The organism is Neobacillus sp. YX16 (assembly GCF_030123505.1).
Lineage (GTDB): Bacteria > Bacillota > Bacilli > Bacillales > Cytobacillaceae > Neobacillus.
In genome coordinates, this window is the sequence record NZ_CP126115.1 from 5,438,910 (window position 1) to 5,459,246 (window position 20,337).

Here is a 20,337-nt window from a genome sequence, read left to right on the forward strand (position 1 = left end):
TTATAGTCTTTTTTAATGAATGGGGGGGGAAAAGTTCATGCAAACGAAAAATAGAGAAGTTAATACTGTATGTACACAAGGTTTAGTGATGGATTTCCTTGCAATATCACAACAAGCCGCTATTGCCTCCTACCCTTGGATCGGGAAGGGTAATAAATATGATGCTGATGGAGCTGGAACCGAATCAATCCGGAAACACATGAACCTTATTGATATGACTGGAGTTATTGTGATTGGTGAAGGAGAAATGGATGAGGCTCCAATGCTATACATTAATGAAGTACTCGGGACTCGTAATGGACCTGTAGTAGATATCGCTGTAGATCCCGTTGAAGGAACGACCTTAATGGCCAAGGGTCAAGATAACTCACTAACTGTCATCGCTGTTGCCGCTCGCGGAAGTTTACTACATGCTCCGGATATGTACATGAAAAAAATCGCTTGTGGACCTAAAGCAAGAGGCTGCATTAATATTGATTTACCCTTAACAGAAAATATAAAAGCTGTCGCTAAAGCTCTGGGTAAAAATGTAAAGGACATCAATGTTATGATTCAAGACCGCCCGCGTCATGAAGAACTAATTAATGAAGTCATTAAATCTGGGGCTCGGGTTAAATTGTTTTCGGATGTTGATATCACTGGAGCTATCGCAACTGCCTTACATGAAGTAGACGTTGATATTTTAGTAGGAATTGGCGGTGCCCCAGAAGGTGCCATTGCCGCCACCGCCTTGAAATGTCTAGGAGGAGACTTTCAAGCTAAACTTATGCCTCAAGATGAAGCAGAATTTAATCGTTGCATTAAGATGGGAATCCCAAATCCTGAAGCAGCTTTAACCATTGATGATATTGTTAAAACAGATGATTGCTTCTTTGTCGCAACGGGAATTACTGATGGACAGCTGTTAAAAGGGGTACAGAAAAAAGAAAATGGTGCAATGCTGACCCAATCATTAGTGATTGTTGGCGGTCAAATGAAAAACTCCCAAGTTATCGACGCAACTTTTTTTAAATGAACGCACTTCTTATCAAAGAATAGAAACAGCCAAGTTGTACAAAAGGACATCGACAGTCGTTGCTAGATAGAAAAAGGAAGGGAATCCCCTTCCTTTTTCTCATGAAAATCCTACGACTGCAAATAAAATCGCCAATCCAAATAACAAGATTAAAAGTAAATATCCTAGGATGCTAAGAATCGTAATGATCCAGCCTGCCACTTTTCGGCCGGTCTTAATTAAATAGATTCCTAAAGCAATCGCACCAAAAACGAAACCTAGAATACCCCATAGAATAGGACTTTTACCATGCTTTTTAGAATCAATTACTAAATAAATGGTGATGATAATATTTAAAGCCAGCCCAAAGAAACCTTCCAAAACTCCCTCTCCCTACTATGTTTAAATGTTTGTTACTCAACAAAATTATACCAGAAAATTCAAATAGTAAAAAAGCATGTTCTTGGAAGACTAATTGCCTGCCAAAAACATGCTTTATTTTTTATCCGACCTGTTCAACTCGTTCCTGCTTTACCTTTTCTCGTTTATGATATCCCTTACCATAATAGAAGGCAGTTAAAATCCCGAGCCAAAGCGGTCCAACGATTAAAGCGATTCTTGTATCTGGGAAGAATGCCATTAACCCTACTACTAGAAGTAAGAACGCTAATGAAAAGTAAGATGTGAATGGGAATAACGGCATCTTATATTTTAAGCCTCTCAATTGATTTGGAGTTAGTCCCTTTCGATACTTGATTTGAGATAATAATATCATTGACCAAGTCCATATCGCACCAAACGTTGAAATCGCTGTTACCCATGTAAATACTTTTGCTGGTACGAAATAGTTAAGAATAACACCCACTAATAGGGCACCCGCTGTTACTAAGACGGCAGCACTCGGAACACCATTCTTGTTTAATTTACCAAGCCCCTTTGGCGCTTCATCATTTTCAGCTAGGTTGAATAACATACGTGCTGTACTAAAAATACCTCCGTTACACGAAGAAAGCGCAGCCGTTAAGACAACAAAGTTAATGATTCCGGCTGCTGCTGGAATCCCAAGCTTATCAAAGGTCAAAACGAACGGACTGCCTTGCGCGCCGATTTCGGTCCAAGGATAAATCGACATAATCACAAACAAGGCACCTACATAGAAAATAAGAATTCGCCAGAAAACGGTATCAATCGCTCTAGATAATGTTTTTTCCGGATTCTTTACTTCCCCGGCAGTAATACCAATCATCTCAATACCTAAGAAAGCAAACATAACCATTTGTAAGGACATTAATACCCCAGTGATCCCATTTGGAAGGATTCCTCCGTTCTCCCAAAGATTGCTGATACCAGTAGCAATACCGCCATTACCAATCCCTAAAACTATCATTCCAAGACCACTTACAATCATGAATATGATCGTAATAATCTTAATTAACGCAAACCAAAATTCAAGTTCACCATAGGCTTTTACATTTAGGAAATTGACGGATGCCATGATGACTAGTGCTGCCAATGCCCAAATCCAACGAGGCACTTCAGGGAACCAATACTCCATGTAGATTCCTGCTGCCGTAATCTCAGCCATACACGTTACAACCCATAAGAACCAATAATTCCATCCTGTTAGGAAACCAGGCAACGCACCTAAATAATCACGAGCATATTGACTAAAGGATCCGGCAACCGGTTTTTGAATCGCCATCTCTCCAAGTGCTCTCATAATAAAGAACATAATCATACCGGCAAATGCATAACCCAGAATAATACCAGGTCCTGCAAGCTTAATAGCCGTTGCTGAACCTAGAAACAGACCTACCCCAATGGCTGCTCCTAAAGACATTAGCGTAATATGTCTTTCTTCTAAACCTCTTTGTAATTGATTTGGATTTTTTTGCATAGTCTACCCCCTATTTAGTTTAAATCTCCTATTTCCCTTTTACAGTAAAAAAGATACAATATTATTCGAATAAAACCTACTGTTTATATTTAAATAATATCCTCCTATTCCTTTTTAAAATGATAGCGTTTACAATGGCTTAGAAAATAATAAAAGCGAAAACTTTGTGAAATTAATATAACATATCTGTGAACATTTTATATTGTGGAATAAAGACAAATTTATTAAAAGAATATTGTTTTAAATGACAAATACGTTACAAAGTGCACAATCTCATTGAAAGAGGTGGTATAGATGAAAAATGATCCCTTTCGCGCAAGTTTTGATAGTCTAGAAGAATTTGCAGATATGGTAAGTGAAGTCTTACATTGTCCAATAACGATAGAAGATGCAAACCATCGTCTCCTAGCCTACAGTACCCATGATGATCGAACCGACCCGGCACGGATTGCCACGATTATCGGCCGCCGTGTACCGGAAAAAGTAATCAATTCCTTATGGAAGGAAGGGGTCATTCCTTCCTTGTTAAGCAGCCGTGAGCCTGTAAGGGTTAAGACTGTGGATGAGATTGGGCTAGGAAATAGAGTTGCCGTATCCATTTGGAAGAACGATGAAGTCCTCGGCTTCATTTGGGCATTAGAGATTGAAAAAACTTTAGGCGAAGAAGAAATGAACTGTTTAAAGCGAGCGGCGGACGCAACTAAAAATAAACTGATTCAGCTGCAGAACCGGAAAAATAAAAAAGAAGAGCAATTTCAAGAGTTTTTTTGGCAGCTGTTAACGAGTCATCTTTCTTCCAATGAGGAGATTATTAATAAGTTTCATGCGTTGCAAATTTCACCTCCCTCCATATTCGCGGTTGCCGTCTTTCAATTTTCAAAGGAATTAGAAAGAGACGATGAAAAGCACATAGCCTACTTATTAAAAACCATTCAACTGCCAAAAATTTTATTGCACACCATTGACCATCAACAATTAATCTTGTTTATTTCTCTTGATGGAACCCAGCAGCCAGTGAATAAACTAAATGAATTTTGTGAGCTGTTTGTTGCTAAAATGAAGGAACGATTTGGAATTGAATCAATCGTCCAGGGCTATAGCAGTGTTTATAGTCATTTAGGAAAAGTGGAAAAATCGTACAAAGAAGCTCGAACTGTACTATCAGTAAAGAGAAAATTCCCTAGTGAAGCACAAGATATCCATGGCTACCAAAGCTTAGGAATTTATAAGTATATCGATGTATTGATAGAAAAGGCAGGTACAGACCAGAACGAAAACTATTCTCTGAAAAGGCTTCAAGAATATGATAAAAAAAATAACACCGATCTCGTAGAAACACTAGAAGTGTTTTTAAACAAAGACAGCAATGTCCATGAAGCCGCAAATGCATTAAATGTACACACAAACACACTAAATTACCGGCTCAAACGTATATCAGAAATTGGTGAAATTAACTTAAAAGATCCAAACCAAAAAATAACCCTCTACTTAGACCTTAAAATCGAAAAATTCAAATAGGAAAAGCAGGTGCCTGTCACCTAGGTGACACCTAAAAGGTGTTCACCAGAGGTGACAGGCACCTGCTTTTTGAATATTCCAACAAAACGAAATTTTATTTTTTCACTATGTAAGCCCTATCATTTTTCCTTTTATATCAAGGAATTTGTGAACGTTTTGTGTAAATCCACAAATAGAATCATGTTATTTCTGCATTCTTAACAAAGAAAAATGGTTTTGAAAGGATTATTCTAAAGTCAGAAAAAATCACTTAAGACTTCTAAGGGGGATAACGATAATGATTATTGGCGTAGTGAAAGAAATTAAAAACAATGAAAACCGTGTGGCACTTACTCCAGCAGGGGTAGTTTCATTTGTACAGGCTGGACATAAAGTAATCGTTGAAAAAGGGGCTGGAATTGGAAGCGGTTTCGCGGATGTGGATTACGCTCAAGCTGGTGCTGAATTGATTGAGTTAGCAGCTGATGTTTGGAATCAGTCTGAAATGATTATGAAAGTGAAAGAACCGCTTGAAAGTGAATACAAATACTTCCGTCCAGGTTTAGTATTATTTACGTATCTGCATTTAGCTGCAGAACCAGCTTTAGCTCAGGCACTTAAAGACAGCGGAGTAATCGCAATTGCCTATGAAACGGTGTCAGTTAACCGTGCGCTTCCGCTTCTTACACCAATGAGTGAAGTGGCTGGCCGTATGTCCGCACAAATTGGGGCACAATTTTTACAGAAATTCAATGGCGGTAAAGGTATCCTGCTAGCAGGTGTTCCAGGGGTAAGCCGTGGTAAGGTTACCATCATTGGCGGCGGTATTGTCGGAACAAACGCTGCAAAAATGGCAATTGGTTTAGGAGCAGATGTAACAATTATTGATTTAAGCGCAGATCGTCTTCGTTACTTAGATGACGTTTTCGGAAACCAAATTAAAACATTAATTTCAAATCCATTCAACATTGCTGAAGCAGTGAAAGAAGCGGACTTAGTAATCGGTGCAGTATTAATCCCAGGGGCAAAAGCTCCTAAGCTGGTAACAGAAGAAATGGTAAAAACGATGAAGCCTGGTTCTGTTATCGTTGACGTTGCGATTGACCAAGGCGGAAGCGTTGAAACCATTGACCACGTAACCACTCACGACAACCCAACATTTGAAAAACATGGTGTGGTTCACTATTCCGTTGCCAACATGCCTGGAGCGGTTCCAAGAACATCTACAATGGCTCTTACCAATGCAACTGTTCCATATGCATTGCAAATTGCGAATAAGGGTGTTGTGAAGGCAATTTCAGAAAATCCAGCATTAAAGCTTGGAGTAAACGTTGCGAACGGCGAAGTCACCTACGAAGCAGTAGCAAAAGACCTTAACTATGAATATGTACCAGTGGAAAAAGCATTGGAAAAAGAAATCGTATTGAACTAATCATCTTGGTACCCTCAAGTTTATCTTGAGGGTTTTTTCATAGGGGAATTCAGGGAGGGAGAATTGTGAATCTACAGAGTTTTCGAGATACATGGGCTGAAATTTCAATAAATGCCATTAAACATAATACCAACCAATTCAAAAAATATATTGGAGAGCCTGTGAACTTGATGGCTGTGGTTAAAGCAGATGGTTACGGTCATGGAGCAGCCCCAGTTGCTAGAGCGGCAGTAGAAGAAGGTGCAGATTATTTAGCAGTGGCGATACTGGATGAAGCGATCGAACTTCGAGAGGCAGGAATAACCAAACCCATTCTAGTATTGGGATTTACTCCCATCCGCTCCATTCGACAGGCAATTATTGCCGGGGTTGATATAACCGTTTTTAGTGAGGATGTACTTGACGAAATTATTTTTCAGTCTGAAAGGCTTCAAAAAACGGTAGCCATCCATTTAAAAGTGGATACCGGGATGACAAGAATTGGTGCTCAAACAAGAGAAGAAGCACTTATTTTAGCAGCCAAAGCGGTTGAGTCAAAATTTGTTTTCCTTAAAGGCATTTTCACTCACTTCGCTAACGCTGATAGTGAGGATCCATCCTATACACTACAGCAATTCGAACGATTTCGTGCTGTTATTTCCTTTTTAGATAGCAACGGAATTTCTATCCCTTTAAAGCACTGTTGTAATACTGCCGGGACGATGAACTTTCCTGAGATGCACCTGGATATGGTCCGTGTCGGAATTGGATTATACGGCCTATATCCGGATGAGTCGTTGAAGGAGCATCCTATTTCCCTCAAGCAAGCGATGACACTTAAAACGAAAATTGCGGCGCTTAAAATGGTTCCCAAATCTCAGCCGATTAGCTACGGTTGCACGTATACTCCTTCCGTAGAAAGATTGATTGCCTCTCTGCCAATCGGTTATGCCGACGGGCTGTCAAGGGGCCTTTCCAATTGTGGGCAATTTCTCTTACAGGGACAAAAGGTTTTAGTGGCAGGACGTGTCTGCATGGACCAAACGATGATTGATGTAACGAGTGTCCCCTCTTGCAAAGAGGGTGATGAGGTGATTATTTTTGGCGGCAATGGTGATGTTTTTCAATCCGTTGATGAAATCGCGCTTCTCATGGGGACCATAAACTATGAGGTTGTCTGTTTAATTGGGAAACGTGTTCCGCGCATTTATACTGTCTCAGAAAATCAAACCGTTGAATCTACATAATTCATGAAAAACAGGCCACATCAACTTCGATGTGACCTGTTCTAAACCTATAATTCTATTTTTGAAACAGGTAAGAATAGCTTAATCCCACGCCTATTAAACGGCAATATTTTTAGATCGGCCAGTAAATGACTGATGTATCCCCCAAGACAGGCATAGAAAACACCATCGATTCCAAGTGATACCTCTAGTTTTGAAGCGATGCCCCCAAAGAAAATGACACCCAAGATGGAATGTGTATAGCTGCGATGCGAGGTAATAGACGCAATGATGACATACACCCCCAGCAGAATTAACCATACTTCAGACAACGATATTCCTCCGATTAGGACACCAATTCCTGTAATGGTTAACATATGCTTTTGTTTGATGAGTGACGAGACCATCATAATCACCAAACCGCTCCCGATACCAAACCACTTTTCTGCTGCTCTTCCTTCATAAAAACTATAAAAAACCATCAAGACTCCAATTAATAATGCCGTCAATCGAATCACCTTATGGGATAAGGTAATTTTGCCGCGAAGCTTTCCATCAATATCTAAATCAGGCATTAAACCTGAAACCGCTCCTAGTCCAACGAGAATGATTGTCTCAGTGGGAGAGGAATGAAAGGTGTTGGCAGCGATAAATCCTGTTGCGGCTCCGATTGCTGTATGTGCGGTACCATTCAAAGTTAAATCCACCTCTATTTTTGTTGTTACAGCTTATCTTACACCAAAACGTTTGTTCTGTTTAGAAGTTTTACAAAAAACCCTACTATTATCCTATTAAAAAATAGCCAGGTATCACCCTGACTACTTTCCTAAATACTTTTCTAGAAACTCCGCCATCTCTGTATAAGAAGTTATTTTATTCTTCAACTTCATCATCGTATGTCCTTCCTCTTCGATGCGGCTATACTGGACGGGATGATTTCGCTCCTTAAGCTTCTTCACAATCTGATCTGATTCTTGGATGGGAACTCGCGGGTCATTGACGCCATGAATGACCATTAGCGGTGCTTTAATTTTATCGGCATGATTCAAAGGGTCGATTTGGTCAAAAAAATCGCCATCACCTTCAATTGTTCCATACTCCGCCTCTCTTAGCTTTTTCCGCCACGGACTTGTTGTTTTTAAAAAAGTTCGGATACTTGACATTCCGACGATATCGATGGCTGCAGCCCAAAGTTCCGGAAAGTGGCTGATGGCAGCCAGTACGACGAATCCACCATAGCTTCCACCCACAATCGCTGCTTTCTCAGCATCAATATCCCCTGTTTTTTTCAGCCATTTCATTAAAAAAATAACATCCTTTATTGCGTGCATTCGTTTTCGCCCATCGTCTAAATGAGAATAGGTTTTTCCATAACCTGTACTGCCGCGGACGTTAGGGGCAACTACCGCATAACCCTGGTTTAAGAAATATTGCAAAAAGGGGCTGTATACGGCGCGGCTTTGACTCTCCGGCCCTCCGTGAATATAGACAACAACGGGGGATTTCTTCTTATTATTAGCAGGCTTATAGTAAAAAGCAGGTATGGGCAGGTTGTCAAAGGATGGAAATGTTATCGGTTCAGGCTCGACTAATTTTTCCTCAAGAATCGGTGTGCGAGAAATGTAGGTAAGCCGCTTTGCTTGGATGGTCTTCAGGTCAACCTCCCATATGTCAGGAGGATGCGCAGGTCCATTTAACACAAATCCAAGCTTTTGATTATCTGGTGAAAATCTTAGATTGTACATCACGCCCATAGGAGTTTCCCAGTTATAAAAGGTTGTTCGCTCCAAGTCGACTAGAAAGCCCTTGGATACTCCCCCTTCATTCATCGAAAATGCTAATTTGTTCTTATCCTTGTTCATGACTAGGTCTTCAAAGTCCCACTCGCCTCGCTCGAGCCAGGTAAATTGCTTACTTGCTATCTGGATCATTGCCAGCCCGAAGAACTCTCTGCCTTGATTGGTTAAGAGATAGAGATGATCAGCTTCCTTATTAAAATGGATATCTTTATAGCCTGCTTCGCCTTTATGCTGGGTAATCCAATCCATTTTTCCTGTTAAAAATGAAAATAACCCTAAATCATGATCAAGGGGCGTGTTTGTTTTTTTAACTAAAAGAGACTTTCCATCAGGAAACCATTTTTCAACCATAAAGGTTCCATCCCCGGTAAATATACGGCGAATTTCCAAGGTCTCCAAGTTTTGTATATAAATATCTAAAAAAGCTTGATGCCGGCGGTTACTGGACCAGGCAATCCATTTTCCATCAGGAGAGCTGTCACCGAACAAATGAAGATGTTCAGGGGAGTTGGTCAGTGCAATTTTTTCGCCATCCTCCTTTAATAAGTACAATTGCTCCTTTTCATCGCCATCCGCATCCATCCCGTAAACCAAATCCGATGTACCGGCAATATATTTAATAAAGGTGATTCCTTTCATTGAAAAAGAGGTTTGCGCTGGCCACCTGTCCTCTCTATCAAGCTCCCATACCTGCGGGACCCCTGTAAAGTCAGAAATAAAACTGATTTTCGTACCCTTGGGATCGTATTCAAAGCTTTTCACCATTCTCACGTGTATATAAGGGTCAATGGTTATTTCCTTCATGCCATTACCACCATTCACGATAACTTTTTTTAAAACTTTACTCCTTTCATTCTATTTAAATAGGTTTGGGTTCATTACTCTCGAAATTCAATAAACCATTTTACACATTGATAGGTTTTTTCCCAGTCTGGATCTTGATCCTCAATCCCCCAAGAAGCATATAGTGTCCCTAAGGCAATCGCAGCTTTTAATAACCGCCCGCGATCAAGTCCCAGCTGTTCACTGATTGTATCCACTCGGAGCTTCAGGATATTCTTTGGCTGAGCCTTTGAATCTAGTTGATTGATTAAAAAGGAAACGACATCAAAATACGGGTCCCCTGTAACGCCTTTTGGGTCAATCGCCATCCAGCCTTTTTGCTCCGAATACAGAATATTTTCATGGTGCAAATCACCATGAAGCAGTTCAGGACCTTCCGAAGTATGTATGACCTGTTGAAAAAACTCTTCTGCTAACTGAATATGTTCCTTTGAAATCTGCACATCCCCTGTTTCCCGGTAGCGTTTAAGCCCCTCAAACCAGTGTGTAAGCGATGGCGTCTTCCCTCCATTTGGAACAGGTCTGCGAATAGCCTTCCAAACTTTTATGTAATTCTCCAATACAATCATTTCATCGGTTTCCTCTGAAAGCATGATTCCTGGTACAAGCCGCTCCAGCAGCATAACGCCACTATTCTGATCAGACCTCAGAATCCTGGCACAGCCATTGCCATCATATGCTTGTAAGGTTACCATCTCATTAGCAGTGTCAAAGTTTGGGACACCCAGCTTTAAAATTAATGGTGTTCCTTTAGAATCTCTTACCTTTAATACATAATTATAAGAAAGATTTCCCACAGGACCCTCGCTCGTAAGGCTCCACTGTTCTAAAAAGGTTTTTACCGTGTCCTCTAAAGATTGCAGCCATGCCTTTCCATCAGATCCAAAGGCATTGATAATTTTATCTTGAAATTCACTAGAAATTCGCATAGTATTCCCCTTCATATTTATCTATTTCAAGAATTAACAATTCAACATACCCATTCATTTTCCCTTTTTTCATAAAAAAAAGACGATTCGAGGGGGACGAATCGCCTTTTTTGCGTTGCTACTACTTACCTTAGGCAGCTGACTTTGCTTTGTTTTTTCCAACTGTTTTGTTGATGAATGGAACTACCCAGTAGTCTAAACCAAATTTTCCTGCGTTGTAGCCTGCTGTTAAGATGATGAAGCCTAAGAAAATGTCAGTTGGGTTATGAGATACAGTTCCGGCTAGGAAGAAAGAGAAGTTCATCACTAGACCAAAGAACATTGCTGCTGTTGTTAAACATCCAAGCATAAGTCCTAAACCGATTAATGTTTCGCCCCAGGGAACGATGGTGTTGAAGATATCAATGTTCGGTAATGCAAAGTTTTCTAAGAAGTTAACATACCAGCTGTAAACCATGTTGCCATCTGGGCCTTTAACTGGATTTTTGACTGCATTAGCTAAAAATCCAGAAGCGTCGAAGCCGCCTGTAATTTTATGAAAACCAGCTGTGAACCAAGCATAGCCAAGGTATAAACGAATAATAGTTAAAATAGCTGCTGAGATTTTATTTTCTCTTAAAAAGTTGTTAAACATTTGTCATTCCGCCTTTCAATATTTGGTTGTTCTTTATACTCATACTATATTGGATTTCTACAGTTAATAACATGGGTATAGTGTTAAGTTCACAGTTTGTTTGAAATGTTATGGCGGAAGTTTGAACAACAAATGTGAGTATCAGGATTATACAGATAGAATGTCTTCTATTGTTGGTATTGCAGAAATTGCTCCTACCTTAGTACATACCAAGGCACCTACTTTATTACTAAAATAAATAATTTCTTTAAGTTTTTCAAAGTCTTCAATCTCAGGTTTACCATTTGCGAATTGGTATAAGGTAGCCCCAACGAATGCGTCGCCAGCACCAGTGGAGTCAATCGATTTTATTTTTACACTTGAAACAATTTCGTTATTTTGCCCATTTGATAAATAAGTTCCCTCACTTCCTAATGTAACGGCAACTATTTTTGCTCCTAATTCATGAAGATAATCCGTTCCTTCAGCCAGGTTATTGATTCCAGTAATAAGTTTTAGCTCCTCATCACTCACTTTTACAAAATCAGCTAAGGCGATTCCCACCTTTGCCAAGTCGATAAATTCAGGTATTCTGTTTTTCCATAAATCTTTTCGATAATTAGGATCAAATGAAATAAATTTCCCTTGTTCCTGTGCATTACGCATTACATGAAAATAAGTGGTTTGAAAGGGATCGCTTAATAAAGCAGTAGCAGAGCCAAAGTGATGAATAGCGGCCTCATTTAGCTTAACGGTATCAATTTCTTCCTCCACTAAAAAGGCGTCAGCCCCGCGATTAAATACAAAATCTCTTTCGCCATTTGCCTGTAAGGATACAAAGGCCAATGTGGTTGGGTGAATATTATCAAACACGACCATTGATGTATCTACTTGGACGTCATCTAGTGTCTTCTTTAAAAATTGCCCAAATGGGTCATTCCCAACTTTTCCGCTAAAAAAAGCAGTACCCCCTAATTTAGCAATCGTCGCACAGACATTAGCCGGTGCTCCCCCAGCTTGCTTTTGAAAATTTTGCCCTTCTATTAAGTTAATGTCCACATCGGTACAGAAAAAGTCGATTAATAATTCACCCATGCATATAATTGATGAACCCAAACGAAACACCATCCTTTTAAAAAATAAAGCTCTAACCAATTAACCGATTAGAGCTTTCATACTTAACTTACTTGCACCAAATAGAATCAAGTTTCGTTATTTTTAAATGCGAAACATTTGTAGTTCCTTCATTTGAAAATAAAATTAGCTCTTTGCTTGACTCACGCGGGAACAATAAGCTAGTAATAGCAGCCTCACCATTGTTTGCAAACACCTCAATGGAGGAAGCATCTAAAAACAATTGAAGTTTCAACCTTTGATGATCCAACTTTAATGGGGCTTCCTGTATAGCTTGGAAGGATGTCGAAAAGCTATGTTCTCCAGAAAATGTTCGGTCAACAAATAACTTCTCTTCTACTGTATTATAGCCAATGACGGTTTTTTCTTGTTCAGAATGATGTATGATCATTCCAAATTGGCTTGAACTTACTTTTTCAAATTCGAGAGTTATTTCCATTAATGCATTCGTAAACGGAATCGATACTGTGCTGCCTGATTCAACCGCTATTTCGGGATGAGATTCCGTTTCTTTTCTAATGGTACGAACTTCAGCAACTGGTTTTTGGAATAAGCGGATTCCGACCTCTGTTTTAGCTAAGGATAATTCTCTTGGTAACGTCATCGCACCTCTCCAGTCTTTAGTTGGAACTTGATTGGCATAGCGCCAATTACTCATCCAGCCAAGATAAATGCGTCTTCCATCTTGGATATCGGACCAACTCACTCCCGCATAATTATCACGGCCGTAATCTAACCAAAGAATCGTCGAATCGTCATGGTCATTTACAAAAGTAGTTCCATCAAACTGGCCAATAAAATATTGTGTTCTGGAACCTTCTGCTGATGGATCGTTATCACCGATGCTCACGATCATTACCCATTTATCTTGTTCTCCATCTACAGGTAGTTTGAATAGGTCTGGACATTCCCAAACCCCATCATGTGAACCAGCACTATGCCCAAATTCACTGGCAAACTCCCATTCTTTTAAATTAAGGGAAGTATAAATCGTAATCGTTTGGCCCGTTGCCAGCACCATCACCCATTTATTTGTCTCTTCATGCCAAAAAACTTTAGGGTCACGGTAATCGGTAATATTAACGTCTGAAAGGACAGGATTGCCTTCAAATTTCACCCACGTTCTTCCATTGTCCTTACTGTAAGCTAAGCTTTGTTGCTGAAGCGGTCTATCGGAATCAGGATAAGTGCCGGCACTAGTATATATCGCAACCAATCCTGATTGATCTTTTTCAAAAAAGCCTGTAGTATTCTTCCAATCTACGACCGCACTCCCTGAAAAAATACCTCCAAGTTCATCCGGATATAAGGCAATCGGAAGGTGCTCCCAATGAATCAAGTCTTTACTTACCGCATGTCCCCAGTGCATTGGCCCCCAGGTCGTACCAAAGGGATGGTGTTGATAGAACAAATGATATTCATCATTAAAAAAGACCATTCCATTCGGATCATTCAGCCACTTTTCTTCCGGTGAAAAGTGAAATTGTGGACGATACTGCTCTTTATAGGTTTGTGTCATTTTTTTAGCTCCTTATTTGTATTAAATTTGTAAAAAAGGCTGTACATTTGCCAAAACACCTGTACAGCCTCAGACCATTTACCGTGTATTATTCCTGATTTCGATCGTAACCTTTTTGCTTAATATCTAGCCATTCTTGTAGCCCAAGTCGATCTAATTCTGCTAGATATTCATTCCATTCTTTTTCAACACCGCCATTTGCAATCCATTCCGCACGTTTTCGCTTAATATAAGCAAACAAATCGGTTTCGATCACGGAAATTCGATCTAGGTCCTCTAGTGAGAAAAATACACGCGGGTAAATATTATCGGCTTCCATGTAAGGAACCATTACTTCTTTCATTAAGTTCAATCTCCAAGCAGCATCATCTGGTTTTGTAGTCACATTACCGTAGTAGCTGTCTAAGATTGCCAATGGCCCGCCGACAGATGTTTTTTCTCTTAATTCAACTGGTGCAGTACCTTCTAAAGGAAGATGTTTTAACATTTTTGTTGCCTCATCCATTCCAAAAATGTTTTGTTGCTTTTCGTCACCATACGTACCCCAGTTATTTTGTACGGATTGAGACGGATCATAAAGCTGGTCAATCCACTTTGCTGTTAATTCTAGGTTTTTATTTGCTGATGTCACCACTAAACGAGAGCGATCAAAGCCCATTCCATTTGTCCTTGCAACATTTTGATGTCCTTCTGGACCTTTTAATGGAGCAAGCAAATCATAGTCTTCGCCCATTCCAGTGATATTTCCTTTATCCCATGTAAAGTACAAACCATATTTTTTGTCTCGACCTTTTGCTAGATACGTATTCCAATCATGTTCAAATGCCTCGATATCGATTAATCCTTCATTGTATAAATCATTAAACCAGCTAATAGCCTTTTTATAGCTTTCATCAGCTGCAGTTAGTTTTACTTCTCCATCATTCGTTACCACCGTGAAATCCCAGTTATCTCCTAGACCAAATGCACCGAATAATGAATGGGGATCCTGTCCACCATCATTGATAATGAATGACATTGGGATCTCGTCCGCTTCACCATTACCATTCGGATCCTGAGTTTTAAAAGCAAGTAAGACTTTCTTTAACTCTTCGGTTGTTTTTGGAACCTCTAATCCTAATTTGTTTAACCATTCCATATTAATCCATGGGAATGCATCAAGGGAATGAATACTTTCTTTTCCTTCACCCAACTCCTCAATCCATGGAAAAGCATAGATATGGCCATCAGGCGCCGTCATCATTGCTTTGTATTGTGGTGCTTTTTCAAGGACAGCTTGTAAGTTTGGCATATACTGAATTAAATCCTCAACTGGTACAATAACTCCATCCTTCGCATGCTTTAATAGTTCATAATCGCTGAATCCGGCATTAAAGATGGCGTCCGGAAGCTCACCACTAGCAATGGCTAAATTACGTTTTTCATTGAATATATCCGTTGTATAGTTTCTCCAGTCTACTTTAACACCAGTTTGTTCTTCTAACCGTTGAAAAATTAACTTATCATTCGGATTCTCAGGAGCTAATGGTGAACTGGATGTCATAATCTTTAATGTTTTTACCTCTTTCAATGGAAAGCTTACTTCCTTTAGCCCGTAATCCTTAGATGAGAAACTTTCGCTGCCGCCACTTTTGCTCGTACAGCCCGTTAGAAGTAAAGAACCTGAAAGCAGTAGTGCTGAAGCTGTTGTAAACATTCTTTTTTTCATTATAAACCCTCACTTTTTTGTTTTATTTTAAAGAACCAACCATTACTCCCTTTTCAAAATACTTTTGGAAAAATGGGTACATAATCAATAACGGTAAACTTGCAATCACAATCGATGAATAGCGGATCATCTCTGAAATCCTCATTAACTCGTTCCTTGCCTCAACATCCGCAACCATTCCAGGCTGTACTTCGTTTTGGATCAGAATCGAACGCAATACTAATTGCAATGGATGTAATTCTCGATCGTCAAGGTATATCATGGCATCGAAGTAGGCGTTCCATTGTCCAATGAAGGCATATAATGCTAGAACAAAGATTATCGGTTTCGATAAAGGTAAAATGATACGAAAGAATATTTTTAAATCGGAGGCGCCATCAATTCTTGCTGCTTCCTTCAGCTCATTTGGAACCGCTTTAAAATAAGTTCTGGCGAGAATAATAAACCAGACATTAACAGCACCAGGCAGGATAATCGCCCAAATCGTATTCAGCATTCCTAAATCACGGATAACAAAATACGTTGGGATTAAGCCTCCTCCAAAAAACATTGTAAATAAGAAGAAAATCATAAATACCTTTTTACCAACTAAACCATCTACCGATAACGTATATCCGGCAAAGAGACAAACGAGTACGGTCACAATCGTAAATCCAGTTGAATACAGGAGTGAGTTGAAAAATCCTCTCACAATGGTGTCATCCGTAAAGAGTCGCTTATAACCTTCTAATGACCAATCAGAGGAATGTAACGACAGTCCTTTTCGAATGATTGCATTTGGTTCTAGGAAAGACGACAGAAATACATATAATAGAGGTCCTACTATGGCAAGGATGATAATAGTTAGTAGAATATTATTGGTCAGAAGCAGAATTCGGTCGCCCTTTGCATGTTTGATTTGATTGTTCATACTTTTCCTCCTTCCTTAAACGAGTCCTTCGCCTTCGTTTAGTTTCTTAACTACCTGATTGACAACTCCAAGTAAAATTACATTTACAACGGCATTAAATAATCCGACTGCGGTTGCAAACGAGTAATCACCTGCCAGCAACCCTCGTTTATAAACGTAAGTAGCAATAATTTCTGATGATGGCGAATTCATTGGCGTTTGCATTAAGTACGCTTTTTCAAAACCAATTCCCATGATTCCTCCAGCCGCTAAGATAAACAAGACTGCCATCACTGGCTTAAGCGTTGGAAGATCGATATGCCAGATTCGTTGTAGGAGTGACGCCCCGTCAAGTGTTGCTGCTTCATGAAGCTGCGGGTCAACGTTAGCAAGTGCGGCAACATAAACAATGGATGCCCAGCCTGCCCCTTGCCATACTCCAGACCAGATGTAGATCGTTCTAAAATAATCCGGGTCAGACATGAATGAAATCGGCTTATCAAAAAAGGTTGATAACACCGCATTAATAGGTCCAACCGGTGATAGAAAAAGAAAGACCATTCCCGAAACGACAACCACAGATATGAAATGCGGTGCATATAAGGCTAACTGAACATTCTTCTTCACACTTGATTTTCGCAGTTGGTTTAACATAAGAGCCAATATAATTGGAATAGGAAATCCTATCAAAAGTTCAAAGGAACTTAATTTAATCGTGTTCATTAATATTTCGATGAAATTAGGCGACGTTAGGAAACTTGTAAAATGTTTAAAACCTACCCATTCACTCCCTGTAATCCCCCTGATCGGACTAAAATCTTTAAAGGCAATCGTCGCCCCGTATATGGGGATGTACTTAAATATAATTGTAAGAATAACAGCAGGCGCAATAAGCAAATAAAGAATGTAGTTCTTTTTAATGTACATAAGGTTCTTGCTTAGTTTTGTAGTTGTTGCTGGTTTACTAACCGGTATGGTTTGCTCTGCTTTTACTATTTCTTCCACTCTCTTACCCTCCTATCAACTTAGTTCTGTTGAAAGCACTTTCAACATGGGTTTAATATAACAAAATGGGTAGAATTAAGAGTTTAATATTTTTGGTTGAGGCATTTTAAAATTTTCGGCAGTTGATATCGCTTTCACTCTATTTTTTCGATATGATGGGAAGGAGAAAGGATGTGGGATATGCCATACAAAGCCCGGAGTGAATCAGTAGTATTAAAGACTCTTAGAATCTTAAACAAACGAATGAAATTAACCGAGGATGATCAAAGGTATTATCAAAACCAAGAAAAAGGATATGAAGGGGAAGTTCAATTTGATGTATTTACTGAGATGCTTCAACGTAATTGCTATATTTTGAACGATTTGCTGCTTAATAATAACAAGTCAAGTTTCCAACTGGATTCATCCCTCATTTTTCAAGGGACCTTTTCTCTTTTTGAAGTGAAAAATTTCGAAGGCGAGTACGTTTATGATGGTGAATATTTTAAAACACTCAGCGGACTAGATATCCAGAACCCGTTGGACCAACTAAAACGAAGCAAGTTAATGCTGAGTCAGCTTCTTCAATCGCTAGGGAGTAAGCTAACAGTTGAAGCATATGTCATATTCATCAACCCTCAATTTACCTTATACCAAACTCCACCTGACCTGCCTTTTATTCTCCCTACCCAACTTAACCGCTTTATGAGCAAATTGGATCAAAAACCTTCACTTCTCAATCAGTCCCATAAAAATCTAGCGGACAAACTCATTTCATTGCACCAAACAGAATCTCCCTATACCCAATTTCCCATATACGAGTATGAACAGATAAAAAAGGGGATGACGTGCAAGGTATGTCATACTTTTTCAGTGTTTGTCACGGGGAAAAAAATGGTATGTAAAGAGTGCGGTTGTGAAGAAATGGTCGCACTTGCCATCATGCGTAATGCAGAGGAATTTAAGCTCCTTTTTCCAGAACGCAAAATCACCACAAATATCATTCAGGATTGGTGTAGGATCGTTCCTTGTAAAAAGACAATAAGCCGGTCACTGGGAAAGAATCTTAAAATTATAGGTAAGGGTCAATGGGCTTTTTATGAATGATAGAAATGCTGCTTGTCCTTTCTTAAAGACAAATCTTCCTGGACGGTCGCTCGATTTGTCCTCTAGACCCTTGATTAAAGACGAATCTTCCTGGACGCTTGTGCGATTTGTCCTTAAGACCCTTGATTAAAGACCAATCTTCCTGGTTGCTTGTGCGATTTGTCCTCAAGACCCTTGATTAAAGACCAATCTTCCTGGACGTTCGTGCGATTTGTCCTCAAGACCCTTGATTAAAGACCAATCTTCCTGGACGCTTGTACGATTTGTCCTTAAGACCCTTGATTAGAGACGAATCTTCCTGGACGCTTGTGCGATTTGTCCTTAAGACCCTTGATTAAAGACAAATCCTCCTGGTCGCTTGTGCGATTTGTCCTCAAGACCCTTGATTAAGGACAAAACTTCTATGCTCCAATAATATTTGTCCTGAAGACGATAGAAAATCCTCTAGTTTCTAATCTAGAGGATTACTTTTTGATATCTTTTAAACCATTATTAATTTTCTCTACCGCTTTATTTGCGGCTTCTTCGACATTTTTTCCTTCCAGCCCGACTTCTTCAAATAGATCCTTAATCGCTTCGCTGATGACTGGATAGGCTGGAGTTACCGGTCGATTTTTCGAGTAGTTTTGATCTTGTTGGACAAAGATATTTTTGGGATATTCATTGAGTTCCGGAAAGTCTTTTGCTACTGAATATCGCGCAGGTAAATCCCCGGAAATCTCGACGAACAATTTCGAACCCTCATACCCTGTAGCAAATTTCACAAATTCCCAGGCTTCCTCCGGGTGCTTGGTTTTGGATGAAATCCCAAGTGCCCAGCCGCCATTCGGGACAACTTGATTTTTCCCCTTCGGCAGGGGGGCGACCCCAAAATCTTCTCCAAGCACAAAACCAGGAGTTTGTTGCAATTCCGATATCGCCCAAGAACCCAAAATCGTCATCCCAAGCTTATCTGTTTCAAAAGGAGCGGGAGGCATTTCAACCGCCGCTACCCCATGCTTCCTATATAAATCTTGATAAAATTGTAGGGCTTCTAATGCTTCAGGTGAATTAAGATACCCCTGTGCAGTTGTTCCATCTGGACTAATAACATCTGCTCCGAACTGCCAAAGGATCGGTATTTTAAAATAAGCAGGACCTTCTCCAACATTAAAGCCTTGGGCAGGATCTATTCCTATCACACCTTTTGCAGGATTGTTAACTTTTATAGCTATCTCCAGCACTTCCTCCCACGTCAGAGGATTGTTTGGATTTCCTGAAGGAAAGGGGATCCCTGCCTTCCTGAAAATATTCATATTGTAAAATAAGGCAATGCTCGATTCCACAATTGGAGCAAGGTAAATTTCATCCTTATAGGTTAAACCCTTTAATACACTTTCAGGTATATCTTCAATATTTCCTTCCTCTTTCATATAAGAATCAATCGATAATAGCGAACCGGAATTTGCATAAAGAGCCAGGTTTGGACTATCAATCGCCATAATATCCGGATGGTTTCCTGCAGCAAGTTCAGTACGCAGCCTTAATTCGTATTCACTTCCCCAGTGCATCGATTGCATATTAATCTTAATATTGGGGTGCGTTGATTCAAAGGCAGAAACCATCTCTTCATAGGCCTGATTAAACGCTGGATTCGCTAAATTTCGTAAAAAGGTCAGTTCGACTTGTTTTACCTGCTTCTCTTTATCTGGACTGTCACTTGATAAAGTAAAAATATAAAAATACGCAAATCCCGCTATACCAAAAAGAATGATGACAGTTAACCATTTCTTCACCTAGAATCTCCT

The 20,337-nt window shown here is 39.7% G+C and carries 17 protein-coding genes; 5 read left to right on the forward strand and 12 right to left on the reverse strand.

The genetic code is table 11. The features are described 5' to 3' along the window. Positions 1-37: 37 nt before the first annotated feature. Positions 38-1,015, forward strand: a complete 978-nt coding sequence (gene glpX / locus QNH48_RS26805; RefSeq protein WP_283952722.1) for a class II fructose-bisphosphatase — start codon at positions 38-40, stop codon at positions 1,013-1,015. Positions 1,016-1,114: 99 nt separating this feature from the next. Here glpX and QNH48_RS26810 read toward each other — a convergent pair whose 3' ends face one another. Both QNH48_RS26810 and QNH48_RS26815 read right to left on the reverse strand, forming a co-directional pair. Beyond that, on the reverse strand, positions 1,115-1,375 hold the full coding sequence (locus QNH48_RS26810; protein WP_095246482.1) for a hypothetical protein: 261 nt from the start codon (positions 1,373-1,375) through the stop codon (positions 1,115-1,117). Between the two features lie 121 nt (positions 1,376-1,496). Then, positions 1,497-2,891, reverse strand: coding sequence for an amino acid permease (locus QNH48_RS26815; protein ID WP_283952723.1), 1,395 nt, complete (start codon positions 2,889-2,891; stop codon positions 1,497-1,499). A 294-nt stretch (positions 2,892-3,185) separates the two neighbouring features. On the opposite strand from QNH48_RS26815, the gene QNH48_RS26820 reads away from it, so the two are divergent. The 3 genes from QNH48_RS26820 (at position 3,186) to alr (ending at position 7,046) form a co-directional block, all read left to right on the forward strand. Continuing rightward, complete coding sequence (locus tag QNH48_RS26820; protein WP_283952724.1) at positions 3,186-4,409, forward strand: PucR family transcriptional regulator; 1,224 nt, start codon at positions 3,186-3,188, stop codon at positions 4,407-4,409. A gap of 277 nt (positions 4,410-4,686) precedes the next feature. After that, positions 4,687-5,820, forward strand: a complete 1,134-nt coding sequence (gene ald / locus QNH48_RS26825; RefSeq protein WP_283952725.1) for an alanine dehydrogenase — start codon at positions 4,687-4,689, stop codon at positions 5,818-5,820. 65 nt (positions 5,821-5,885) lie between these two features. Continuing rightward, the gene (gene alr, locus QNH48_RS26830; RefSeq protein ID WP_283952726.1) at positions 5,886-7,046 is read left to right on the forward strand and encodes an alanine racemase; all 1,161 of its coding nucleotides are present in this window, start codon (positions 5,886-5,888) and stop codon (positions 7,044-7,046) included. A 47-nt stretch (positions 7,047-7,093) separates the two neighbouring features. Here alr and QNH48_RS26835 read toward each other — a convergent pair whose 3' ends face one another. From QNH48_RS26835 to QNH48_RS26875, 9 genes are all read right to left on the reverse strand, one after another. After that, complete coding sequence (locus QNH48_RS26835; protein WP_283952727.1) at positions 7,094-7,720, reverse strand: metal-dependent hydrolase; 627 nt, start codon at positions 7,718-7,720, stop codon at positions 7,094-7,096. A 123-nt stretch (positions 7,721-7,843) separates the two neighbouring features. Continuing rightward, the gene (locus QNH48_RS26840) at positions 7,844-9,646 is read right to left on the reverse strand and encodes a S9 family peptidase (protein WP_283952728.1); all 1,803 of its coding nucleotides are present in this window, start codon (positions 9,644-9,646) and stop codon (positions 7,844-7,846) included. Between the two features lie 56 nt (positions 9,647-9,702). After that, positions 9,703-10,596, reverse strand: a complete 894-nt coding sequence (locus QNH48_RS26845; protein WP_283952729.1) for an aminoglycoside phosphotransferase family protein — start codon at positions 10,594-10,596, stop codon at positions 9,703-9,705. Positions 10,597-10,726: 130 nt separating this feature from the next. Next, positions 10,727-11,230, reverse strand: coding sequence for a DoxX family protein (locus QNH48_RS26850; RefSeq protein WP_283952730.1), 504 nt, complete (start codon positions 11,228-11,230; stop codon positions 10,727-10,729). Between the two features lie 147 nt (positions 11,231-11,377). After that, a complete protein-coding gene (locus QNH48_RS26855) occupies positions 11,378-12,304 on the reverse strand; it encodes a carbohydrate kinase family protein (RefSeq protein ID WP_283952731.1) in 927 nt (308 codons plus the stop codon). Between the two features lie 88 nt (positions 12,305-12,392). Then, entirely contained in the window at positions 12,393-13,862 is a 1,470-nt protein-coding gene (locus QNH48_RS26860) for a glycoside hydrolase family 32 protein (protein WP_283952732.1), read from the reverse strand. 88 nt (positions 13,863-13,950) lie between these two features. Next, positions 13,951-15,570 (reverse strand): ABC transporter substrate-binding protein, encoded by a 1,620-nt coding sequence (locus tag QNH48_RS26865; protein ID WP_283952733.1) that lies wholly within the window; start codon positions 15,568-15,570, stop codon positions 13,951-13,953. Between the two features lie 22 nt (positions 15,571-15,592). Beyond that, complete coding sequence (locus tag QNH48_RS26870) at positions 15,593-16,480, reverse strand: carbohydrate ABC transporter permease (protein WP_095246454.1); 888 nt, start codon at positions 16,478-16,480, stop codon at positions 15,593-15,595. A gap of 15 nt (positions 16,481-16,495) precedes the next feature. Then, complete coding sequence (locus QNH48_RS26875; RefSeq protein WP_283955897.1) at positions 16,496-17,386, reverse strand: ABC transporter permease; 891 nt, start codon at positions 17,384-17,386, stop codon at positions 16,496-16,498. Positions 17,387-17,644: 258 nt separating this feature from the next. Here QNH48_RS26875 and QNH48_RS26880 point away from each other — a divergent pair, with 258 nt between their 5' ends. Further along, complete coding sequence (locus tag QNH48_RS26880) at positions 17,645-18,550, forward strand: nuclease-related domain-containing protein (protein WP_283952734.1); 906 nt, start codon at positions 17,645-17,647, stop codon at positions 18,548-18,550. 464 nt (positions 18,551-19,014) lie between these two features. Here QNH48_RS26880 and QNH48_RS26885 read toward each other — a convergent pair whose 3' ends face one another. Next, positions 19,015-20,325, reverse strand: a complete 1,311-nt coding sequence (locus tag QNH48_RS26885) for an ABC transporter substrate-binding protein (RefSeq protein WP_283952735.1) — start codon at positions 20,323-20,325, stop codon at positions 19,015-19,017. Positions 20,326-20,337 lie beyond the last annotated feature (12 nt).

What these genes read in the sequence shown, in the direction of transcription:
- glpX (WP_283952722.1), top strand. Translation starts at nt 38, where the DNA reads ATGCAAACGAAAAATAGAGAAGTTAATACTGTATGTACACAAGGTTTA.
- QNH48_RS26815 (WP_283952723.1), bottom strand. Translation starts at nt 2,891, where the DNA reads ATGCAAAAAAATCCAAATCAATTACAAAGAGGTTTAGAAGAAAGACAT.
- QNH48_RS26820 (WP_283952724.1), top strand. Translation starts at nt 3,186, where the DNA reads ATGAAAAATGATCCCTTTCGCGCAAGTTTTGATAGTCTAGAAGAATTT.
- ald (WP_283952725.1), top strand. Translation starts at nt 4,687, where the DNA reads ATGATTATTGGCGTAGTGAAAGAAATTAAAAACAATGAAAACCGTGTG.
- QNH48_RS26845 (WP_283952729.1), bottom strand. Translation starts at nt 10,596, where the DNA reads ATGCGAATTTCTAGTGAATTTCAAGATAAAATTATCAATGCCTTTGGA.
- QNH48_RS26850 (WP_283952730.1), bottom strand. Translation starts at nt 11,230, where the DNA reads ATGTTTAACAACTTTTTAAGAGAAAATAAAATCTCAGCAGCTATTTTA.
- QNH48_RS26855 (WP_283952731.1), bottom strand. Translation starts at nt 12,304, where the DNA reads ATGGGTGAATTATTAATCGACTTTTTCTGTACCGATGTGGACATTAAC.
- QNH48_RS26860 (WP_283952732.1), bottom strand. Translation starts at nt 13,862, where the DNA reads ATGACACAAACCTATAAAGAGCAGTATCGTCCACAATTTCACTTTTCA.
- QNH48_RS26865 (WP_283952733.1), bottom strand. Translation starts at nt 15,570, where the DNA reads ATGAAAAAAAGAATGTTTACAACAGCTTCAGCACTACTGCTTTCAGGT.
- QNH48_RS26870 (WP_095246454.1), bottom strand. Translation starts at nt 16,480, where the DNA reads ATGAACAATCAAATCAAACATGCAAAGGGCGACCGAATTCTGCTTCTG.
- QNH48_RS26875 (WP_283955897.1), bottom strand. Translation starts at nt 17,386, where the DNA reads ATGTACATTAAAAAGAACTACATTCTTTATTTGCTTATTGCGCCTGCT.
- QNH48_RS26880 (WP_283952734.1), top strand. Translation starts at nt 17,645, where the DNA reads ATGCCATACAAAGCCCGGAGTGAATCAGTAGTATTAAAGACTCTTAGA.